Origin of the sequence: Lactobacillus sp. UMNPBX4, from assembly GCF_002554115.1 — a bacterium.
In the GTDB taxonomy this organism is placed as follows: domain Bacteria; phylum Bacillota; class Bacilli; order Lactobacillales; family Lactobacillaceae; genus Lactobacillus; species Lactobacillus gallinarum.
Genome location: NZ_PCZF01000020.1, coordinates 1 through 19,778, shown reverse-complemented (window position 1 = coordinate 19,778; position 19,778 = coordinate 1). Strand labels below are relative to the sequence as shown.

The following is a 19,778-nucleotide window of genomic DNA, read 5'->3' as shown; positions in this document are numbered from 1 at the left end:
AAGAGAGATAAAGATGTCATTTCCAAAGAATTTTTTATGGGGTGGTGCTACCGCTGCTAACCAAATTGAAGGTGCATATGATGTTGATGGTAAGGGTTTATCAGTAACTGATATAACAACTGCCGGTAGTCTTGATGCACCAAGAATGTTGACTTATAAGTTGAATGGTAAGTTAGAAAAAACACCAGCTATGCCAGGTGCGGGGTTGCCTGAAGGAGCTGTTGGTGCGATTGATCCTGATAGTTATTACCCTAACCATGTAGCGATTGATTTTTACCACCACTATAAGGAAGACATTAAGATGTTTGCTGACATGGGTTTTAAAGTTTTCCGTCTTTCAATTGCTTGGACTAGAATTTTCCCAAAGGGCGATGAAGAAAAGCCAAATCAAGCTGGACTTGATTTTTATCGTAATGTCTTTGAAGAATGTAAAAAGTATGGCATTGAACCATTAGTTACTATTTCTCACTATGAAGATCCACTTTACCTCAGTGAAAAGTACCATGACTGGGGCGATCGTAAGATGATCGACATGTACGTTAAATATGCCAAGACTTTGTTTAATGAATACAAGGGATTGGTTAAGTACTGGTTAACTTTCAACGAAATTAATACTACTTTATTAATGCTTAACTCATTCGGAAATAAAGTAGATGATGATAAGGTTTACCAACACGCATATCAAAAGTTGCACTATCAATTTGTAGCAAGTGCTCGTGCAGTTAAGCTGGCTCACGAAATTGATCCAAACTATGTAATAGGTAACATGATTTGTGGTATCGTTGATTATCCACTTACTCCAGATCCAAAGGATATTTTGCTTAACCGTCATATGTGGGAACAAGATATCTTCTATTGTGGTGATGCACAATGTAAGGGTAAGTATCCAACGTTCGCTAAGCGTCTTTGGAAGGAACATAACGTACATCTTGATATTACTGAACAAGACAAGAAAGATATGCTTGAAGGTACTGTCGATATGTACACCTTCTCTTACTACATGAGTAATGTGGTGACTACGCACAAGATTGAAGATAAAGTTGGTGGTAACTTCGCAGCCGGTGCTAAGAACCCATACCTTAAGTATTCTGAATGGGGCTGGGCAACTGATCCAGATGGTTTGCAATATTACCTCGAAGTAATGTACGATCGTTACGAATTGCCATTGATGGTTGTAGAAAATGGTCTTGGCGCTGTTGATAAGATTAGCGATGACAGCAAGATTCATGATGATTACAGAATCGACTACTTGAGAATGCATATTGAAGCCATGAATCGTGCGATCGAAGATGGCGTTGATGTTCGTGCTTACACTACTTGGGGCTGTATCGATGAAGTCTCAGCTGGTACTGGTCAAATGTCTAAGCGTTACGGCTTTATCTATGTTGATCGTGATGATAACGGTGAAGGAACTTTAAAGAGAATGCCTAAGGATTCCTTTGATTGGTATAAGAAGGTTATTGCTTCAAACGGTGAAGATTTAGGCTAATTGCATAAAATATGGGTATAAGAAAGAGAGATGATTTGCTCATCTCTCTTTTTGTATATATAGACAGAGTACTTAGTTTTAATAAATGTCAATATTCCATACAAAACTAAAGAGTGTATAATAAACTCTATCGATTTTGTATAGGAGTTGACATTTTGAATAGGAATGAGAAAAAGCACAAAAAAGTTTGGCTAACGATAGGGATAGTAGTAGCCGTACTTGTAGCACTAATTGGAGCAGGTGAAGCATACTTTTTTAACGTTGCTTTTACGCCTGGTGAAAAAAGTGTATTAAATAAATATTCGCACAATACGAAAAAAGATCCATTGGCTGCCAAAAAGAAATGGTATGCCAAGGTAAAGAAGCAACACTGGTATATGAAGTCGGCTACAAGTGATTATCGCTTAGATGCAAATTATATTCCAGCTAAGAACTCGCATAAGACTGTAGTGATTCTTCATGGTTTTGGCAACAATAAAGATACCATGGGGCCATATGCAGGCATGTTTCATGAATTAGGCTATAACGTTTTGCTTCCTGATGCTCGTGCACATGGTCAAAGCCAAGGTAAGTACATTGGTTATGGCTGGCCTGAAAAGTATGACGTTCGTAAATGGGTAGAAAAAGATATAGCTAAAGAAGGCAAGAATCAAAAAATAGTAATCTTTGGCGTCAGCATGGGTGGTGCTACTACTATGATGACTAGTGGTATTAAGATGCCTAAGCAGGTTAAGGCTTATATTGAAGATTGTGGTTATACCAGTGTTAAAGATGAATTCTTGCATGAAGCACAAGATCTATACCATATGCCAAAACCTGTAGCTACAGCAGCCGTTGACTTATTGAGCGTTGTTAGCAAGGCAAATCTAGGCTTTTATTTAGGAGATGCATCATCTGTTAAATCAGTGAAAAAGAATAATAAGCCGATGTTCTTTATTCATGGTGGCAACGATCCATTTGTACCAACCAAGATGGTTTATGCAAACTATGCTGCGGCTAAAGGACCAAAGCAGCTGTGGGTAGCCAAAAAGGCAACGCATGCTCGTTCATTTGAAACTTACCCTAAAGAATATGAAAAACGTGTAGATCAATTTTTAAGTAAATATTTGTAAAAAAAGAAGCTAGATCAAATTCTAGCTTCTTTTTGTTGTATTATTTTGTCGCATTAGCAGGTTTTCTGCGTCCAACAAGCCAAGTAATGATTAATGCAGCGATAGCTTCAACTATAATCATTGTGATTCTTGCTGGAATCTTGGTACTACCAAGCCATACGTCAAGAATAATAGAACCGATAATTAAAATTCCCATCCAAATCCATTGCGATTTGTCAAAGGCAATGCCGTATTCTTCTTCACGACGTCTAATACCTGGCAAAATTGCACCCAAACCGATCAGTACGATTACGGCTACGATGTTAATGATCAATTCGTACCACCAAAGGCCACTGCCTTGCTTAACATCTTGTGGTGCAAAACCAAGGATGGTTGCTACGGCAGTAACAACTAACAAGGCAAGACCAACAAGCCAAGCAAGTTTATCGTTTTTAATGTAGACATATTTTGATGGGTACTTCTTTGAGTTCTTTCTTACTCTCATGAATGAGTAGAAGATCCAGCAGGTAACACCTGGTGAAACGATTGAGTTCAAGTTAAGCAACCAGTTGAAGATATCGTTCATGTCAGGTAAGAAGATACCTAAGATCATGATGAATGATGAAAGGGCAACAGTTAAGATGTAACCGTTAATTGGTAAGCCGTTTTTGTCCTTCTTACGTAAGAACTTAGGCATGTACTTATCACCAGTGTCGGAGATAAGCATTCTAGTCATGGCATCAAGCAATACGGCAACCAAGGCACAGTTGAACAATAATGATGTCCAAGCCCAGAGGTAAAGCAAGAATTTACCCATACCGAATTGTTTACCAACCATGTCGAATACGTAGTAAGCACCGTTCATCTTCAAGTCGTTTGGAATGTGGTATGCGTCAAAGTAGATACCAAGTGCAAATGAACCAAGGATAGTTAAGAAAGCAGTCATGATAGCTAAAGTAATCATTGCCTTAGGGAAGTCTGACTTAGGTTTCTTCATCTTAGTTACATATGGTGCAACCAGTTCACACCCGTTCATGGCATAGATTAACATTCCGACGGTTGACCAGTAGTGCAAGTCGAATTTAGGAATGATTGTGTGCCAAGTAAATGGTTGGGTAGCCATGTGACCGCCTGATTTTGCCAAACCAACAAAGGCAAGGAAAACAAACAAGACAGTCATAATAACCATCAAACCACCACCAATACTGGAAAGGAATTCCATTGAGTTGGCAAAGTGGTGTTCAACGATAATGAAAACAATGAACACAACGAAAGTCAAAGCAGCAAACATGGTAGTAGGAATTTTATCTTGGAATCCCTTTGAACCGGTCAATGCCCAACCTAGGTCGACAATGATTTCGTTAGCGGAGTCTACAGCATAAGGAATTGAGGCTGCCCAGTATGTCCAAGCAGTGAAGTAACCTAAAAATTCTCCGTCAGTACCGCGGACCCATGATGAAAGTCCACCACCTTCTTCACTAAACGTAGAACCTAATTGTCCTACCATTAATGAGTAAGGTGTTACATAAAGCAAACACATGATAATCCAAGAGGTGATAACTGGCATCCCTTGGTTTTGGAAGTTGTACATGATATCGTCCAAGCCGATAACAGTACAAAGTGCCATCAAGGTCAAAACAGGCCAAGTGATGGCTTTCATTTTATTTGTTGATGTTAAATCGTCCAAGTAATTTTCATCCTTTTCTACTTAATAAAATAGTTTACATAAGTTAAGTAGAATTCCTGGCGATTTATTTTTATATTTCTCGTTCATAAATATCCTTTTCATACAATCCCTATTTATTCTACCCGTTGATACTTAACATGACCAGTAGTAAAACGGTTACTATTTTGTACAAAGCACTTTACTTATTTTGTGTAAGTATGTATAATACTAATTAAAAGTAAGTAGCACTACAAAAAAGGAGTGATTTGAATGACAGCACAACTTGTAGCAATTGAAATTATTATTTTGGGATTGAACTTTTTAACCAGAGAAAAAGCCTGTCCCTGAGAGAGTTAGAAAGCATAGGTAATTTATATATGGCAAAAACATCACAAATTATTCGTAATAAAAAAGTAGCAAAGTTTTCAACTAGAGAATATACGCGTTGTGAACGCTGTGGACGTCCGCATTCTGTTTACCGGAAGTTTGGACTTTGCAGAGAATGCATGCGTGATTTAGCACATCAAGGTCAACTTCCAGGCGTAAAGAAAGCTAGTTGGTAAAAATAATTATAAAATACATGAAAAAGTTAAACGTAGTCCGCTTTTTTTGTTAAAGTAAAAAGAAGTTATTCAAATCAAACTAAGGGAAAGAGTTATGGAGAAATTTCATTTTACGAAACGAGAAAAGCTTTTTTTGTTGTTAGCTTTATTGGTATTGGTATTTTTATTTATTTCTAGTTCAATGACATATCATGAACAGGAATTGCATGATGGCACAGTTAGTAAATATTTTGGCTGGCTTGAAAATATTGTAGCTGGCTGGAATTTTACATATGGTGGGCGCCTTCATAATGCACAACTAGATGGTAGAGCAGGACTTGCTCAATTTGTTCTGCGTAAGATGGCCCATTTTGGCTCATACTTTTTATTAGGTGGCTTTGGCTATTTAGGCTTGCGCCGCATTTTTAAAATTAAATGGCTAGCTCCAATTTTGACCTGGTTTGCGGCTATTGCTTTTGCGGCTTTTGATGAATATCATCAGTTTTTGACTGGAGATAGAACACCGAGCGTACATGACGTAATATTGGATGCATCTGGTGCCTTAACGGCGATTATTTTAGTAATGTTAATTCTATTTTTGAAAAATAAGTATTCGACGAAGAAAAAATAGTTTTAAATATTTGACACCATTGAATTTTGAGGTGCTGTGAGTTAAGATAATATCGTTAATTAATATTAGAAAAAAGAAAGAAGGATCCTTATGTCAGGACATTCAAAATGGCACAATATTCAAGGCCGCAAGAATGCGCAAGACGCAAAGAGAGGTAAAATTTTCCAAAAGTTATCTCGTGAAATTTATATGGCTGCAAAGAGTGGTGGTCCTGATCCTGATGGGAATCCTACCTTACGTATGGTAATTGATAAGGCACGTTCAAACAACATGCCTAAGGACAACATCAAGCGGGCAATCAAAAAAGCTGAAGGTGGTTCAGAAGAACACTACGATGAAATCACTTATGAAGGCTACGCTCCAGGTGGTGTTGCTGTTTTTGTAGAAGCTTTGACTGATAACAAGAACCGTACTGCTTCAGATGTTCGTGTTGCCTTCACTCGTAATGGTGGTTCACTTGGCGCTACTGGTTCTGTTGCCTACATGTTTGATCGTAAAGGCTACATCGTAATTGACCGTTCAACTACTGATGCTGATGAAGATCAAGTATTGCTTGATGTAATGGATGCTGGTGGTGATGATCTTCAAACCAGTGATGATGCATTTGAAATCTACACTGATCCAAAGCAATTTGCAGATGTTCGTGACGCACTTATTAAAGATGGTTACAAGCTTGCAGATGCTGAATTGACTATGATTCCACAAAACACTACTCCAGTTCCAGCAGACAAGAAGGAACAATTTGAACACTTAGTTGATGCTCTTGAAGATAGTGACGATGTTCAAAATGTTTACACTGCAGCAGCTGATGAAGACTAATTATTAAATAGATAAATGACTCAACCAATTTGGTTGGGTTATTTTTTTGCTCTTTTTTCTAAAAGAATAAAATTTTTTAAATTTCTCAGAAAAAAATCGCCTTTTTTTGCGTATTAAATAGTGTGAGGCAAAAAAGGGGGATTTTTATGAAAACAAAGGAATTTATCAATGAATTACTCACTTCCGCAATTTCAAGTAAGGCGAGTGATATTTTCTTTTTTCCGAAAAAGGAAACGATGGTTGTACAGTTTCGAACTAACCAAGGTGTAATTACCCAAACCGACCTTTCCTTGAATGAGGGACAAGAAACTATTAACTTCTTTAAATATAGCGCTCAGATGGACATTGCAGAACATCGTAGACCTCAAGTAGGAGCAATGGCTTACGAGGTTGATCAAAAAGAATATTATTTACGTCTTTCTAGTTTGGGTGACTTTTCAGATCAAGAATCACTGGTCATTAGAATAATTTATGAGATTAAGCAAAGTAAATATTTCTTTCCTCAGCAAATAGAATCGTTAGAAAGATCAGCTTTGCATCGAGGATTGATCGTGACTAGTGGACCCACTGGGTCAGGCAAAACAACTACGATGTATGAAGTCGCAAAAAAATTAAGTCCCAATAAAGTAGTAATGACTATTGAAGATCCAGTTGAAGTTCATGAACCTACTTTTTTGCAGTCACAAGTCAATAATGAAGCCGGAATTGACTATCAAAGTTTATTAAAAGCAGCTTTGAGACACCGTCCAGATATTTTGATTATTGGAGAAATTCGTGATCAAGGTACGGCGAGATTAGCAGTTGATGCAGCTTTGAGTGGACACTTAGTTTTTGCGACGGTTCACGCTAAAAGTACTTTGCAGACTATCTCACGTTTGGAGAGTTTAGGCATCAAAAATGATGAATTAGCTAATTGCTTGACTGCTGTGTCTTATCAAAGGCTGTTGCCTAGTGCAGTAGGGATGCAGTGTCTAATGGATATTGCTAAAGGCGAACTTTTAAATCAGGAATTGCAGCTAAGCGTGCGCAGTGACTTCGTTAATTGGCAAGAGAATATGCAGTTGTTGCGGAAAGGAGGGAAAATCGATGATGAAATATATGAGCAATTCAAAGAAGGATAGGCTAAATAGCGAAGAACAACTCGTTTTTTTAGATTATTTAAAACATAGTTTAGAAAATGGTTTTTCATTGATTAATTCGATAGAGCTGATGCCTGTTTTGTGGCCAAAGAAAAAGAAACTAATGCAAAAACTGGTTAAGCGAATGAAAGATGGGAATAGTTTTAGTGCTGAATTAATTCAATTAGGTTTCTCAAAAACAACGGTGACGCAGGTTAATTTGGCATTGCAGCAAGGAAACTTAATTGAATGTTTGAATCAATTATCTATTCTTAGTCGACTCAAGCAAGAACAAGTTAAAAAATTGCGAGCAGAGTTATCCTATCCATTTGTCCTAGCAATTATGATGGTGATTTTACTTGCTTTTATGCAGTCATTTATTTCTACTCAATTTAGCGATGGTAATGAGCATTCTGGTGATTTGGTCATGCTAGGATTGATTGGAGTTGTACTTGCTGGAATATATTTTTTAGCAAGAATAATTGTTTTACTCAACAAACAGGATTACGACTCAATGCAAAGATTAACTAAATATCCCATTATTGGACCAGTGATTTTGCTATATGTGAATTATTTGCTCGTGTATGACATTGGGATGCTTTTAGCCAGTGGTTTTTCATTGCAAAAAATGTGTGAATACGCATCAAAGCAGGAAAAAGGATCCTTGCAGCAAGCCTTGGGACAAAAAATAGGGCATCAATTAGCTGAAGGAACAAATTTGGAAGAGATCGTAGAACAAGAAGTCTTTTTACCGAATAGCTTGTTAGTTTTGCTTAAAACAGGTTCGGAAAGAAAAAACTTAAGTCAAAGCTGCTTAATGTTAGGGCGTAGCTTATTTATTGATTTAACTCAAAAAATAGAAAAATTAGTTGTTAACGTACAGCCATTTTGTTTTATCTTGATTGGCTTTTGCGTGATTGGCATGTATTTGAAATTATTAATGCCAATGTATTCAATGATGCAAGGACTTTAAGGAGAAAAATATGAAAAAGAAAATGAAGAAATATTTGTTAAATATTTTAGCTAAAAGCCGTAGACAAAAGGGCTTTACTCTAATTGAAATGGTGGTTGTGATTGCTATTATCGTCATTTTGATGGTGTTGATTGTGCCAAATATGTTGAATCAAAAGGAAAAGGCAGAAACGAGAACTTCAGATGCCTTTAAGACTACTTTGCAAACACAGGTGGAAATGTATAAAGATGATGGACACGATACACCTAGCAAATTTGAAGATTTACAGGGTGAATTTTTAACTAAAGATCAAGTAAAAAAGGCAAATAAGAGTTTTAAATTAGAAAATGGCAAAGTTACTGAGATTAATAAGAAATAAATATAGAGCTTTTACTTTGATTGAAACGATGATTACTTTAGCTATTTGTTGCGGGATGCTGTTAATTGGCAGTTTACAACTGCAAAAATATCAACACCGTTTAATTTTTGATAATACAGTAAGAGAAGTAAATGCTGCTCTTGATCAAGCATCTCGAATTAGCACGATAAAGGGACATGCCGTTACCGTCATTTTTTCCGAGGATCAACATTATATAAAATTAATCGGTGGTGGTCATGAAAAGCAAGTAAATATTGATAAAAATATTGATATTAAAGGTTTGAACAAATTTGTTTTTACTAAAACTGGACGCTCTGTTCCTGGGACAATAACGTTTAGCGGTTATGGGATGAAAAAAGCTGTGAAATATCAAATGCTATGGGGACGAATGGCAAAATGAAAAAAGTAAAGGGATTTTTTATATTCGAAAGCGCCATTGCCATTATCATTTCATTATTTGCTGTAAGTTGCCTTTACTTAACTGTTGCTGAAAGTCAAAAAAATGGTCGTGAAATGGAATTAAAAACTGATCGTGTCTATGCCTATCATGTGTTAAAGGCCAACAATCTGGATCAGATAACGGTACATGATCACGTTTATGAAAGGATAGGGCAGCATTATCTTAATGATAAAAATACTAACCAAAAATACAAGATTGCAGACTAAAGGATTCATGTTAGCAGAAGTCATCTTTTCTCTTTTTATTACTATCCTGGTCCTTTCCATTTTGCAAAATCTACTGTTAAGTATTAAAAGAGCCAACATGCATGAAAATCAGCATGTAAATGATATTGCTTATGCATATGTGCAGTTGAATAATTTTATGCATACTGAGGATACGAAAACTGTTTATCCAATCGTGAAAGATTCCAAAAGCAATAGGATAGTTTTTATGCGAGTTAATAAAAATGATGAAAAAGAACAGTATGCGATTGAATATTATTTAAAAAATCACGTTTTAAAGGTATCAAAAGCAGGAGCTGGGCGGGGTGGATATATGCCGCTTATTTTCAATATAAAATCGGCTCAGTTTGTCACTAAAAAAGATCAAATTATCATTCATGTAGTAGAAGAAAATAAAGGAAAATCAGATTTAGTTTTCAAGCTTGATGAAGAACCTAAACCAGAAAGAGAGAAAAAGATTGTTAAAAATAAAAGGAAGCGCATTGCTTAGCAGCATTTTAGTTTTAATTACGACTTTGCTTTTTATCAAAATGTATCAAGAAGTCTATTGCGCAAGCATGGAGAATAATTTGATGATTATCAAATATTTGTCTGGTAAATAACTTTCCTTGCACCTCTTCTTTCCTTTCTTTAAAATAATGAAGGTAATGGAGGGACGTTATGGGAAAATTTGAGAAACTTTTTAATCAATTTTTAGATTGCGTACAAACTTTGCAAAAAGCCCTGAATGTTTCATTTACAGAAGCCTTAGTTGAAACATTTGATAATTTAGAGCAAGGTAAAATCAAAGTCGAAAATGGTGCACCGGATGAACAAACTGTTGCAGAATTAAGTAAAAAATATCAGTCACTTGATTATGATGAGATTAGTCAAAAAGATAAGGCGCAAGTTTTTACTTTTTTAACTTTAAAAGCAATTAATGATGATGGCTTTGATGTTAATAAGATGCCAACACCACCAGCAATTTCAACTGTAATTGCAATGTTAATGCATAAATTGGTGAAGAATGAAAAGGTTGAAATAGTTGATCCTACAATTGGTACTGGAATTCTGCTGTTTTCAATCATTTCACAATTAAAGGCCTTAAACCATTCTAAAGATAACTATCAATTAGTCGGAATTGATAATGATGAAGAAATGCTTAACTTAGCAGATGTGGCAGCACACTTGAATGACTTTGACATTGAACTTTATTGTCAAGATGCATTAATGCCATGGATGTGTTCTAATCCGGATGTAGTAGTAAGCGATTTGCCGATTGGCTATTATCCAGTTGATGAAAATGCTAAAAAATTTGAAAATCGAGCAGAAAAAGGTCATTCATTTGCACACTTACTATTAATTGAACAAATAGTTAAGAACTTAAAACCTGCGGGTTATGCATTTTTAGTTGTTCCTAAATCAATTTTATCAGGCAAGATTGGTGCTGATTTTATGCCATGGTTAACGAAAAAGGTATATTTGAAAGCCATTGTCGAATTGCCTGATGATATGTTTAAAAATAAATTTAATCAAAAGTCGATCCTTGTTTTCCAAAATCATGGAGAAGATGCCAAGGCTAGTGAAGTTTTGTTAACTAAACTAGATTCTCTGAAGAAAGAAGAGGCTTTGATTCGTTTTAATGTCAAATTGAACGAGTGGTATACTAAAATCAATCATTAATTCGGGATTACTTAACTTTTATTGAAAGAGGAGGAAATTATTTTTATGAAAAAGGTTTTGGCAATTAACTCTGGTAGTTCATCTTTTAAATATAAATTATTCTCATTGCCAGATGAAAAAGTTATTGCAAGTGGTATGGCTGATCGTGTTGGATTAGACAATGCTTCCTTTGAAATTAAATTGGCTGATGGCAGTAAGCATGTAGAAAAAACAGAAATTGCCGATCAAGAAGCTGCAGTTAACTTATTAATTAAATTCTTGAAGCAATTCAATGTAGTAGATGATTTACATGAAATCGTTGGTGTGGGTCACCGTGTAGTTAATGGTGGTGAATACTTTACTGATTCTACTATTATCACTAAGGAAAACTTGCCTAAGATTTATGAATTAGAAGATTACGCTCCACTTCATAACCCAGCTGAAGGCCGTGGAATTGAAGCATTTATGAACGTATTGCCAGAGGTGCCACAAGTAGCTGTATTTGATACTACTTACCACCGCGCTCTAGATCCAGTTCATTACTTATATTCTCTTCCTTATGAATATTATGAAAAATATGGCGTCCGCAAGTATGGTGCCCACGGTACATCAATCCGTTATACTGCACCTCATGCTGCTAAGATGCTTGGTAAAGATCTAAAAGACTTGAAGTTGATTATTTGTCACCTAGGTTCAGGTGCTTCAGTTACTGCTGTAAAAGACGGTAAATCATTTGATACTTCAATGGGCTTTAGTCCAATTGCTGGTATTACGATGGCAACTCGTTGTGGTGATATTGATCCATCACTTATTCAACATTTGATGCATGTTGAAGGTAAGTCAATGGATGAAATGATTCATATCTTGAATCACAAATCTGGTTTACTTGGTTTGTCAGGTATTTCTCCAGATATGCGTGATGTTCGTGAAAGCGACACAGATCGTGCTAAGTTAGCTAGAAAAATCTTCATTAATAGAATTGTGCGTTACGTTGGTTCATATATTGCTGAAATGGGCGGCGTTGATGCTATTATCTTTACTGCTGGTATTGGTGAACATGATATGGGCGTACGTAAAGAAGTAATGGATGCTTTCAAATACATGGGCGTTGAACCAGATTACGAAGCAAATGAAGAAAACGGCGAACATTTCATTACTAAGCCAGATTCTAAGGTAAAGGCAATGGTTATTCCAACTAACGAAGAATTAATCATTGAACGTGATGTAGTTCGTTTAACTGATATTAATTAAGCTTTTTATTCGCAGGATTCATTTGTCTATGCTACAATAGTAGAGTCTCAAGGGGATGTTTTGGGATTCGACAGGCGTAGATTCGCATTGACTGCGATTCGTAGGTTACGTCTACGTAAAAACGTTACAGTTAAATATAACTGCAAATAACAAAAATTCTTACGCATTAGCTGCTTAATTTAGCGCATGCGTTGCTCTTTGTCGGTTTACTCGTGGCTGACACTGAGTATCAACTTTAACGAGTTACGTTTAACTACCTCACCTGAATAGTTGAAAAGAGTCTTAACAGGTTAGCTAGCTCATCCTAGCCCTGTTATATGGCGTTTTGGGCTAGTGAAGTTCAAGTAATATAACTATGATCGTAGAGGTCAGTGACGGAATGCGTTTGGACAGGGGTTCAATTCCCCTCATCTCCATAGATAGAAAGATGCTTTAATTTCAATGTGCTAGAAACGTTGATATTAAAGCATTTTTGTTTTTACAATTCATTAGAAATTAAATGTGAAGCCCAAAAAAGACTTCATATTAGACTTCATATTTTCGTGAAGTCTGTAGAATTATTTTTGATGTGTAGGTGGGCTAATCTTAGATATTTAGCTATAATAGACATATATCATTGTTTATGTTGACCAACGTTTTAGGGCGTTGGTTTTATTTTTAGGTAAAATATAACTAAAAGGTATTGAATCAAGGCAAGGATGAATATTAATTATGATTAAGCACAATAAAGGTGTAAGGGATTTCTTTAAAAATGATTATCCTAAATTATATTTGTTATCAGGTAGTCAGATAACCACCAAAATTAATTCAAAGGATAAAAGCCGTATTGGCTATTACTGTAATGTTCTAGCTATAACATGGTTGGCCATCAATCAACTTGAAGACACGCCACAGCATCCCTATAGAACGATTATTGTAGAACGGTTTGTTAAGCGTAAACGGATGATCGATGTAAGAGAAATGATTGGATATTGTAAATGTACAAGCAATCAGAGAGCCAACCAAGCATTAAAAAAGTTTGCTGAAATATTTAAGCAAGAACAAATTAAAAATAAAGTCTATCCGCTGTTAGAATTTGAGTAAAAAAAGAAGCACCAGTAAGTAATTTACTAGTGCTTTTAGTATGCTGTCAGATTGATTTTAAGAGGGGCTAGAGCGGTTTTATTAGCGGTTTAGTATGACTATGCTTAATAGCGCAAAACGGTTCAGGTTTGAAATTTAATAGACAAGGTTAAAAGCCACGCCTTGCAAGGGATGAAACCAATTTTCTTGACCTGAAAAAAGCCCCGAAACCTAAACTTTTCTGCACCTGATTGTTTCATAATGTTTCACTAAAAGTCCATGAAATCACGTTTTTTTGTGATTTAAATATGACACATTAAGTTAGGATTGGTCAGGTTTTGTCAGGTCGTAAAAGCTCCAATCTTAACAATTCTTAACAATATATCACAGTAAAAAGCCCCGAAATCTTTACTTTTCTTTACCCTAGATTGTGCCCGAATTCGCCATTAATCAAAATCGCCCTAACCATTGATATGACTTAATTTACATGAGGTTTTCTAAGTAAGTAAAAAGCCCCTAAAACGGTCATTTTAAGGGTAGAGAATTATATTAGTATTTATTTGTATAAGTAGAGCTAAGGTCCCAAAATAGAATTAGTTGAGTAAATCTGTATTTAGAAAACAGATGCGTCAGACGCATTTGTTTTTAAATCAATTAGACGGATTTAGAAACTGAATAACGTTTCATTATTGAGTAAATCCGCCGAGTTCAAATTTGAGTCGGTTAATGAAGTCAGCAAATGTCAGCATAATTAAATGTCAAGTTTTGACAGGTTTTGACAAGTTTAACAATGGGTTTTCTAAGGGTTTTCTAAATACTTCTGAAGTATTTAAAAGATCAATGATGTCAATTTCATCTTTAGCTAGCCACCGTCTTCTTACTATCATGATAACAAATGATAACAAAATAGGTGCATCCCTTGAATGGAATACACCTTGATTAGTGCCGATTTCGACATTTATTAAACTTTACCTAAATGCAAGTATACCACCGTTTGAGGGCTTATTTTCTGGTCAACTAAAAGCCCCCGAATTAGGACATAAGGTAAATAATTAATGCTGAATACTCAACGTAAACACTCATATCCTCACCAGAACCGCACGGGCTTGCACAAGTATTGTATTTGATTTCTTGAATAACTAATTCAGGATTATTTTCTAAAAAGTAGTTAACTTGATTAGTTAGTTCTTCTTTAGTTTTGGCGCTAATGGTTTCAACTTTTAAATTACGTGCTGTTTGTTTAATCATAATTGACCTCTTTTCTATTCTGCTAACCACCTATATTGGCGTAGAGGTGGTTTAATTTCTTGGCGAGTTGTTTAATTCAAATACATTGTTAAAAATGAGACACCACAAGACACCATGAGACACCTTATAGGACGGGGCTTAATCTTACAGCCCCAAGGGATTAGACCACATAAGACGACAAGACACCACTTTTCTAACTTTCCCCTGTATCTCCTTTATACGTTCCACGTTGTTTCACACCGTATTATTTATATACTTTTTATATAAAATAGGTGTCTTATTGTCTTGTAAAGTGATGTAAACGCTGGTATATCAACGTTTATTAACAAGACACTTTATATAAAAAAGCCGTCTTATACCGTCTTACATCGTCTTATTACTTTCTTTTTCTAAAGCCTCTTACTTGTTTACCGTTGTAATATCCACGTTTCCCACTTTCATAATTAAAGACATTCTCCATTAAATCACGAATTTTAGTATCTTTATAATTGTAAAGCTTAAACATTAATTCATGAGTAGGAATAAAATCAGCATTGTGAAAGTCATTATATAGAACGTCAGCTAATTCATCTTCTGCACTGTCTACATATTCAAACTTTTTGCGGTGGTTTTCTAGTAACTCTGTTTGCTTGGGTGAAAGTAAAAATGGATCTTTAGCTTGTTTATAAAGCCATACAGTTTCGCCCCAGATCTGTTGGACGTAATCAGGGGTTAAATCAGTAACGGGGTTTAATTCTTGTAGGCTTTTATGTGTCATTAATGGTAAAAAGCGCCTTGTACCTGTTTTGTCTTTTAAATAGGTTCTGTTATTGGTAGTTCTAGCAAAGATAAATTTTTTAACGAATTGCTTTGGATGCTTGGCATAGGGCGGACGATATTTAAAATTGTTATCAGTTAAAAAACGTTTTATTTCTTCAAATGAGCTTTTACTTGTAGCTGCCATTTCATCATCGTTAACAATAAACATTCCAATTAAATTGCCTAAATCATCCTTATCAGTAACTGAATTAAATTGGTCAGTATATAGCCCCATTGGTGCTAGATTCTGTAACAATGTGGTTTTACCTATACCTTGACTACCTACTAAATCTAATGATTGATCTATTTTAGTTAAGGGATGATAAACTTTAGCCACACCGCCCATGAACCACAAGCGAGTTATTAAAGATGTTACAGCAGATCTTTCTACGCCAAGAAATTTAGGGAAAAAATCGTCTAATCGACGTTGACCATCATATTTTTTAAAAGCATTCTCCATATAATCGACCATAGGATTTAAAGCGTGACGTTGAGAAACTATGTTTATAGCACTTTCAATTCTAGCTTTATTAAAAATGGTATTATCATAAACAGCTTTATTTTCAATATAATTAGCAATTTCATCGTCATAACTATCAATAAAAGCACCTTTTTTAATATGAAGTAAAGGTATATCCTTAGTAATTTCATTTTCTTCAGAAAATTCATTATATTGAAATGCGCCTTTGAATATTGGGTCATTATCTAAAATAGCCACAACATTTTTAATACTGTCTTTCTTAATATTGCCAGTAGAATTTAGGTTAAAAACAGAACGTAACAAAGTGTATTTTTTAGCACGTCTTTCATTATCTTTTCTTATACTTTCTACCGATTTTTCAGGCAAAGAAAATGGTAAATCTTCACTATGTTTCTTAAACTCTTTATCAATCTTTACCATGTTTTTTGCTTGCTTTAGCGGTTTATTTTTCTTACTATTAGTCATAAAGAAAAATCATCCTTTCTAAATGTTTATGATTATTCATATAGATTAATTCCTTGTTCATGTCTTCGCCTCCAAACGTTAAGCATTTAAGATTAATCTACCTGCACAATTAATATTGTTTAGTCCTTAACTACGCCCATAGTTACGGGCTTTTTATTTTGCTTTTGGGACGGCATCTCATGGGACGCAAGCCACGCTGTTATACTTGCTTTTCCATAAAGCTTGCGACCGTCAATATTAGCTACTGGCATTCCTAGCGAAGCCCAATATGTAATCGTGGAATCAGCAACGCCAAAATATTTAGCAATTTCTTTGCGGTTTAAGTAAGGCTTGCTTGATGTGGTGGCTTGCTTGATTGCATCCCTCACAACGTTAAGCACATAGGTTTTGATTTCTGTTTCTTGGTTTTCGTCTAGTTTGAACTCCATTATTAACGCTCCTTAATTGATTTAGCATTGTCTGTTAAGTCGGTTGAATAATCAGCAAGTTCATTGGTTAAATGCTGCAGCATCTTTTTAGTACTAATAGGGTCGGACGGGTCATCTTCTGGCACATCTTCAATTAACTTAGACAATAATCCATAGCTAACAAATATTTGTTCTGCAATTCTGTTCATTTCATATAAAGCTTGATGCAATTTAATTTCATCGTTCATCGTTTAAGCCTCCATAGGTTCAAAGTCGTCAAAATCATATTTACCACCTTGCAAGTCGTAGACGGTTTGGGCTAGTTCATTTCTCATAACCTCTATATATCTTTCAGGAATCTTATTTCGTCCATATTCCATAATCGTACCGTCTACAAATGCACAATAGAGGTAACCGTCCTTATACCAACGATTTACCACGTTTGAACCGTCTGCACTGTAATTAGTCATGGTTTACCACCTCCTTAGTGGGATGCACAGCAAGCCATGAGTTAATTTTTTTGACTGTTTCAGAACGTAGCCCGTCAGTTTTACCATTAATCACGTTAGCCATAGTGTAGCGGCTAACACCTAACTGTTGAGCTAGGGAACTAATAGTTAAATTTCGTCTACCTCTTTCAACTCTTAACGTTTCTAGTTGTTGATTTGTGATTTTCATATAGATAACCTCATTTCTCGTTTAAAAAAGCAACATATTTTGTTGACACAAATAAATATAAATCATCAATTCTTATAAGTCAACAAAAAGTGTTGCAAAAAGGCAAATTAATATTTAAACTAATATTGAGAAGAGGTGAGAAAAAATGAAGAATAATTTACAGAAACTAAGAAAACAAAATAAGCTAAGTCAAAATGACTTAGCTAAACTACTTGGAGTTACTCGACAGGCGGTAAGCTTATATGAACAAGGAAAACGTCAATTAAAAGACAAAGACATTGCAGTATTAACAAAATACTTTGATGTTTCAAGAAATTATTTACTCGGTGCATATTCAAAGAAAGAAATATTAGCTATTCTGCAAGAAGCATACAAAAAAGCCACACATCAAGAAGTAGGTGGCTATGACTTGGTTAAGGATGATATTAGTTTCAATGTTGATTTAATTATGATTGCTAAAGGTGAAATAGAACCTAATGAGCCACAACTTAAAGGAATGCTAAGCCCTAATGAAGTAGATGATTTCAAGTTTTGGAATACTAACTTTTCTTTTGTTTTTAATAGTGTGGCGGTAAATTGGCTAGTTACTAGACCTGTTGAAACTACAAAGGAAGAGGTTTTAAAAGCAATTAATGAATCGTTGCAAATAGAAATTTCTAAGCTAACCACCGATACCACCGAACGCCAAAATGAATATGGTGAGTGGCTAGAAAGTCCATCGCAATATTTATTACAACGTCAAGAATTTATTAATAATCACATTCAAGATGATGGTACGTTAAGCTTTTAATTAATGCTGACATCGCAATTCTAAAGCCTTGTTCGTTCTGATTAGTTGTTAGTTGATTATCTTGCATCCACGGGTCGCCCTAAAATGAGGCATCCCACATATTCAATCCATGTTAAATATTTAAGATTAGTCTACCTGCACACATTCACTAATCGAGGTAAACAAACATGAACAATGATATTAAAGAATACACCACGCCCAGTGGCGAAAAACGATACAAGTTTTTAATTTATGTGGGTAAAGATGAAACAACAGGGAACACCATTCAAATTAAGAAGCAAGGTTTTAAGACTGAACAGGAAGCTATGGAATGCTACCTAAATTACAAGCTAAAGGTAGTAAGGGGCGAGTATGTTCCAGTTACTAAGCGCAAGCTGCGCCTAAATGATCTATATAAGATGTGGGTCAAACTGTACAAAAGAACGGTGCAAGAAAGTACGTTTGTTTCAACTGAAAAGATATTTAAAAATCATATTCTTAAACAACTAGGGAACATCTATTTAAACAAGTTAACTGTTTCTCAATGTCAAAATGCGGTAAATACGTGGGCGGATGTAGCACCCAAAACTTTTAAGCGATTTGTATTCTATGCTTCAAAGCTGATTAACTACGGGATAACTATGGAACTAATGAAGAAAAATCCCATGAAGAAAGTTATCTTGCCAAAAGTTGAACGTGATACTAGGAAGTTCGACAACTTTTATTCCAAAGAAGAACTCAATACGTTCTTAAGGGACGCAAAACAATATAATTTCAGATACTTCATGTTCTTTAGATTATTGGCGTATTCAGGAATGCGCAAGGGCGAGTGTCTAGCCCTCAAATGGTCGGATATTGATTTTAAAAACAATACCATAGACATTAACAAGTCCTTAGCAAGTGGCGAAAATAACCGCCTGTATCTTTCTCCATGTAAGACTAGTAACAGTGTTAGAACCCTAGATATGGATGCTGAAACGATGCGTTATTTGAAAGAGTGGCGAACCAAACAACAAAAAGAAATGCTGAAACTAGGCTTGAATTTTCTTAGCAATGATAATTTAGTTTTTGCCAATAGCGAAGGCAACTATACCGTCCTATCTAAACCTCAACGGTGGAACAATGCTATTTGTAAGAAGTTTGGACTACGACATATTAAAGTCCACGGCTTTAGGCATACGCACGCTTCTTTATTATTTGATGCGGGTGTTTCTATGAAAGATGTTAAGGATCGTCTAGGACATTCAGATATTACCACCACCATGAACATTTATACTCACGTAACAGAAAACAAGGCTAAAGAGACGGCTAACAGTTTCGCTAAATTTATGCAATCTTAGTGTAAAAACTTCATATGCGACTTCATATTTTTTAGTGAAGCTCTAAAAGCCTTGATATTAAAGCACGGACGGGGGCTAATTTCTAAACCCCCTCATCTCCATACAATAGTAAAAGTGTCTGGGAAAAAACTAACCCTTAGATACTGAAAGACGATCAATCCAACTCTTAATTTGAGTTGCTTGACCGTCTTTTTCTGTCTATTTTTATTTTTGAACAAAGAAAATTGGTCTTTTGACCATCTTCTGTTCCAATATTTGCTTAAATTC

General features: G+C 35.4%; 23 protein-coding genes, 1 other RNA gene and 1 pseudogene. 17 read left to right on the top strand and 8 right to left on the bottom strand.

What is annotated here, in order from left to right:
- Positions 1-13 precede the first annotated feature (13 nt).
- Complete coding sequence (locus tag CP355_RS05345) at positions 14-1,489, top strand: glycoside hydrolase family 1 protein (RefSeq protein WP_087175665.1); 1,476 nt, start codon at positions 14-16, stop codon at positions 1,487-1,489.
- Between the two features lie 155 nt (positions 1,490-1,644).
- On the top strand, positions 1,645-2,601 hold the full coding sequence (locus CP355_RS05340) for an alpha/beta hydrolase (protein ID WP_098044048.1): 957 nt from the start codon (positions 1,645-1,647) through the stop codon (positions 2,599-2,601).
- A gap of 40 nt (positions 2,602-2,641) precedes the next feature.
- Here CP355_RS05340 and CP355_RS05335 read toward each other — a convergent pair whose 3' ends face one another.
- The gene (locus CP355_RS05335) at positions 2,642-4,267 is read right to left on the bottom strand and encodes an APC family permease (RefSeq protein ID WP_098044047.1); all 1,626 of its coding nucleotides are present in this window, start codon (positions 4,265-4,267) and stop codon (positions 2,642-2,644) included.
- 356 nt (positions 4,268-4,623) lie between these two features.
- Between CP355_RS05335 and CP355_RS05330 the strand changes: the two genes are divergently transcribed.
- The 13 genes from CP355_RS05330 to CP355_RS05270 all read left to right on the top strand — a co-directional run bounded on the left by CP355_RS05330 (position 4,624) and on the right by CP355_RS05270 (position 13,346).
- Positions 4,624-4,809 (top strand): type Z 30S ribosomal protein S14, encoded by a 186-nt coding sequence (locus CP355_RS05330; RefSeq protein WP_025005122.1) that lies wholly within the window; start codon positions 4,624-4,626, stop codon positions 4,807-4,809.
- A gap of 94 nt (positions 4,810-4,903) precedes the next feature.
- Complete coding sequence (locus CP355_RS05325) at positions 4,904-5,419, top strand: VanZ family protein (protein ID WP_056945447.1); 516 nt, start codon at positions 4,904-4,906, stop codon at positions 5,417-5,419.
- 90 nt (positions 5,420-5,509) lie between these two features.
- Positions 5,510-6,238 (top strand): YebC/PmpR family DNA-binding transcriptional regulator, encoded by a 729-nt coding sequence (locus CP355_RS05320; protein WP_003626106.1) that lies wholly within the window; start codon positions 5,510-5,512, stop codon positions 6,236-6,238.
- Positions 6,239-6,384: 146 nt separating this feature from the next.
- Positions 6,385-7,359 carry a competence type IV pilus ATPase ComGA gene (comGA, locus tag CP355_RS05315; protein ID WP_025005120.1) on the top strand — a complete coding sequence of 325 codons (975 nt, stop codon included), beginning with the start codon at positions 6,385-6,387 and terminating at the stop codon, positions 7,357-7,359.
- A complete protein-coding gene (locus CP355_RS05310; RefSeq protein ID WP_025005119.1) occupies positions 7,328-8,329 on the top strand; it encodes a type II secretion system F family protein in 1,002 nt (333 codons plus the stop codon). The genes comGA and CP355_RS05310 overlap by 32 nt, the downstream gene beginning before the upstream one ends.
- Positions 8,330-8,339: 10 nt before the next feature.
- Positions 8,340-8,687: a prepilin-type N-terminal cleavage/methylation domain-containing protein gene (locus CP355_RS05305; RefSeq protein ID WP_098044046.1), complete on the top strand. Its 348-nt coding sequence runs from the start codon at positions 8,340-8,342 to the stop codon at positions 8,685-8,687.
- Positions 8,656-9,087, top strand: coding sequence for a prepilin-type N-terminal cleavage/methylation domain-containing protein (locus tag CP355_RS05300; protein ID WP_087175669.1), 432 nt, complete (start codon positions 8,656-8,658; stop codon positions 9,085-9,087). The genes CP355_RS05305 and CP355_RS05300 overlap by 32 nt, the downstream gene beginning before the upstream one ends.
- Positions 9,084-9,353: a hypothetical protein gene (locus tag CP355_RS05295; RefSeq protein ID WP_025005116.1), complete on the top strand. Its 270-nt coding sequence runs from the start codon at positions 9,084-9,086 to the stop codon at positions 9,351-9,353. The genes CP355_RS05300 and CP355_RS05295 overlap by 4 nt, the downstream gene beginning before the upstream one ends.
- A 7-nt stretch (positions 9,354-9,360) precedes the next feature.
- The gene (locus tag CP355_RS05290) at positions 9,361-9,861 is read left to right on the top strand and encodes a ComGF family competence protein (protein WP_035434033.1); all 501 of its coding nucleotides are present in this window, start codon (positions 9,361-9,363) and stop codon (positions 9,859-9,861) included.
- Positions 9,862-10,031: 170 nt separating this feature from the next.
- Positions 10,032-11,033, top strand: a complete 1,002-nt coding sequence (locus CP355_RS05285) for a class I SAM-dependent methyltransferase (protein WP_098044045.1) — start codon at positions 10,032-10,034, stop codon at positions 11,031-11,033.
- A 45-nt stretch (positions 11,034-11,078) separates the two neighbouring features.
- A complete protein-coding gene (locus CP355_RS05280) occupies positions 11,079-12,263 on the top strand; it encodes an acetate/propionate family kinase (RefSeq protein ID WP_098044044.1) in 1,185 nt (394 codons plus the stop codon).
- A 51-nt stretch (positions 12,264-12,314) separates the two neighbouring features.
- Positions 12,315-12,682, top strand: a transfer-messenger RNA (tmRNA) gene (gene ssrA / locus CP355_RS05275).
- A gap of 292 nt (positions 12,683-12,974) precedes the next feature.
- Positions 12,975-13,346 carry a hypothetical protein gene (locus CP355_RS05270; RefSeq protein ID WP_098044043.1) on the top strand — a complete coding sequence of 124 codons (372 nt, stop codon included), beginning with the start codon at positions 12,975-12,977 and terminating at the stop codon, positions 13,344-13,346.
- Between the two features lie 1,011 nt (positions 13,347-14,357).
- On the opposite strand, the gene CP355_RS05265 is transcribed toward CP355_RS05270, so the two are convergent.
- The 6 genes from CP355_RS05265 to CP355_RS05240 form a co-directional block, all read right to left on the bottom strand.
- Positions 14,358-14,573 carry a sporulation protein Cse60 gene (locus CP355_RS05265; RefSeq protein WP_098044042.1) on the bottom strand — a complete coding sequence of 72 codons (216 nt, stop codon included), beginning with the start codon at positions 14,571-14,573 and terminating at the stop codon, positions 14,358-14,360.
- Positions 14,574-14,949: 376 nt separating this feature from the next.
- Complete coding sequence (locus CP355_RS05260) at positions 14,950-16,317, bottom strand: virulence-associated E family protein (RefSeq protein WP_233186986.1); 1,368 nt, start codon at positions 16,315-16,317, stop codon at positions 14,950-14,952.
- A gap of 119 nt (positions 16,318-16,436) precedes the next feature.
- Positions 16,437-16,745, bottom strand: a complete 309-nt coding sequence (locus tag CP355_RS05255; RefSeq protein WP_162606986.1) for a terminase small subunit — start codon at positions 16,743-16,745, stop codon at positions 16,437-16,439.
- A 2-nt stretch (positions 16,746-16,747) separates the two neighbouring features.
- Entirely contained in the window at positions 16,748-16,972 is a 225-nt protein-coding gene (locus CP355_RS05250; protein WP_098044041.1) for a hypothetical protein, read from the bottom strand.
- Positions 16,973-16,975: 3 nt separating this feature from the next.
- Entirely contained in the window at positions 16,976-17,194 is a 219-nt protein-coding gene (locus CP355_RS05245) for a hypothetical protein (protein WP_098044040.1), read from the bottom strand.
- A complete protein-coding gene (locus tag CP355_RS05240) occupies positions 17,187-17,402 on the bottom strand; it encodes a helix-turn-helix transcriptional regulator (RefSeq protein WP_098044039.1) in 216 nt (71 codons plus the stop codon). The genes CP355_RS05245 and CP355_RS05240 overlap by 8 nt, the downstream gene beginning before the upstream one ends.
- A 145-nt stretch (positions 17,403-17,547) precedes the next feature.
- Here CP355_RS05240 and CP355_RS05235 point away from each other — a divergent pair, with 145 nt between their 5' ends.
- Together CP355_RS05235 and CP355_RS05230 are read left to right on the top strand one after the other, a co-directional pair.
- A complete protein-coding gene (locus CP355_RS05235) occupies positions 17,548-18,192 on the top strand; it encodes a helix-turn-helix transcriptional regulator (protein WP_098044038.1) in 645 nt (214 codons plus the stop codon).
- 167 nt (positions 18,193-18,359) lie between these two features.
- A complete protein-coding gene (locus tag CP355_RS05230; RefSeq protein ID WP_098044037.1) occupies positions 18,360-19,511 on the top strand; it encodes a site-specific integrase in 1,152 nt (383 codons plus the stop codon).
- Positions 19,512-19,603: 92 nt separating this feature from the next.
- Here the strand turns inward: CP355_RS05230 and CP355_RS10510 are convergent.
- A pseudogene (locus tag CP355_RS10510) lies at positions 19,604-19,778 on the bottom strand (IS5/IS1182 family transposase); the annotation flags it as partial.